General features: G+C 61.9%; 2 protein-coding genes and 2 tRNA genes. 2 read left to right on the top strand and 2 right to left on the bottom strand.

The window, feature by feature from the left end; translation table 11 throughout:
- Positions 1 to 4: 4 nt before the first annotated feature.
- Positions 5 to 193 (bottom strand): DUF2510 domain-containing protein, encoded by a 189-nt coding sequence (locus tag AC062T_RS07530; protein ID WP_108516907.1) that lies wholly within the window; start codon positions 191 to 193, stop codon positions 5 to 7.
- A 221-nt stretch (positions 194 to 414) separates the two neighbouring features.
- Positions 415 to 488: transfer RNA gene (locus AC062T_RS07525), tRNA-Gly, on the bottom strand.
- A gap of 229 nt (positions 489 to 717) precedes the next feature.
- Here AC062T_RS07525 and AC062T_RS07520 point away from each other — a divergent pair.
- A tRNA-Pro gene (locus AC062T_RS07520) sits at positions 718 to 791 on the top strand.
- A gap of 52 nt (positions 792 to 843) precedes the next feature.
- A partial coding sequence (gene tig / locus AC062T_RS07515) for a trigger factor (RefSeq protein WP_476028774.1) occupies positions 844 to 1,939 on the top strand: 1,096 nt, incomplete at its 3' end.

Genomic DNA, 1,939 nt, shown 5'->3' with positions numbered 1-1,939 from the left:
AACCCTACGGGCGGCCGGCAAGCGGCGTCCGGTAGGCCGCCGAGACCTGAATCTCGGGACGAGGGGGCTGCACCTCGTTTGTCCACATCATGCCGTTCCACCACCGCACCTGGGGGAGGCCCAGTGGGTCGTGATACCACCCAGCGGGGGCACCGGTCGTAGCGGGGCTGGTAACAGTTGCTGTAGAAGACATCGGGTGACTCCTGTTGGGCAGGCTGTCCGAGGGGGCTCGGGCATACACGGGCGGGGTTGCTTGATGTTAGCCCCCTCTATGGGGGACATGGCAATGGCCCACGGGGTACGGTTTGGCCCACAGACGGGGGGCAACTGATTCGCGCATTGGCGGTCGAATCAGCGTGCCATCAATGACACGCAGAAGCATCAGAAGGAATTTAGGGAGTCAGATCCCACATGTGGAGGGGATGACGGGAATCGAACCCGCGTAATCAGTTTGGAAGACTGAGGCTTTACCATTAAGCTACATCCCCGCAATTCGCGACCCGGAGGCCGTGAGTGCTCAGCAATCCTATTACATCGCGGAGCATGGTTTTAACGCATCCGGCAGGTGTTGCGCGAATGGCGCCGATGCGGTGCGAGGTTTCGGGGCAACTCAGCTAGACTTGCCGAGGCCTTTTTTATGCGGTGGCGTTTGCGCCCTCGTCAGAGGTGGCCTAACCCCCTCATTCCATGGATTTGTGGTGGAGGGTTGTAGGCAATCGGGGCGTAGCTCAGCTTGGTAGAGCGCTCGGTTTGGGACCGAGAGGCCGCAGGTTCGAATCCTGTCGCCCCGACACAGCAGCAGTACAGACGTCGAAATATGAAAACTCAGGAGAAAGCAGCAACGTGAAGACCACGGTGGAGAAGCTGAACCCGACGCGCGTCAAGCTCGTCATCTCGATCAGCCCCGAAGACCTCAAGCCCAGCATTGACCACGCCTACAAGCACATTGCGGAGCAGGTCAACATTCCTGGCTTCCGCAAGGGCAAGGTTCCGCCGGCGATCATCGACCAGCGTGTCGGCCGTGCCGAGGTGCTCAACCACGCCGTTGGTGAAGCAATTGACAGCTTCTACCGTCAGGCTGCAGACGCCGAGGGCATCCGTCCGCTTGGTCGCCCCGAGGCAGACGTCACTGGTCTTCCTGAGCTCAAGGACTTCTCCGGCGACCTGGAGATCACGGTTGAGGTCGACGTGCGCCCCGAGTTCGAACTGCCCAAGCTCGACGGTCTCGAGCTCACGGTTGACGCCGTTGAGGTCACCGACGAGGAGGTCGAGACCGAGCTGAACAACCTGCTCGCACGCTTCGGCACCCTCGTAACCGTTGACCGCCCGGCCAAGACGGGCGACTTCGCCCAGATCGACCTGGTCGCCACCATCGGCGGCAACGAGGTCGACACGGCCAAGGGCATCTCCTACGAGATCGGCTCCGGCGAGCTCATTGACGGCATCGACGAGGCGCTTGATTCGCTCACCGCCGGCGAGAGCACCACGTTCGAGGCTCCCCTTCTCGGCGGCGACAATGCCGGCGAGAACGCCCAGATTTCGGTCACCGTCAACGCGGTCAAGGAGCGCGAGCTCCCCACCGCAGACGACGACTTCGCTCAGATCGCCAGCCAGTTCGACACGATTGACGAGCTCAAGGCCGACCTGCGTGAGCAGCTGGGCAAGTCCAAGGTCTTCGGCCAGGGCACGCAGGCTCGCGACCAGATCGTGGAGAAGCTCCTCGAATCTGTCGAGATCCCCGTCCCCGCCAAGCTCGTCGAGGACGAGGTGAACCGTCACCTTGAGAACGAGAACCGCGTCGAAGACGACGAGCACCGCGCCGAGGTCACCGAGTCGAGCGAGAAGACGTTCCGCACCCAGATTCTTCTTGATGCAGTCGTCGAGGCCGAGGAGATCAAGGTCGGCCAGAACGAGCTCACGCAGTACCTCATCCAGGGTG

The sequence above is a fragment of the Homoserinimonas sp. genome, assembly GCF_056262345.1.
This window is presented reverse-complemented; position numbering and strand designations above follow the sequence as displayed.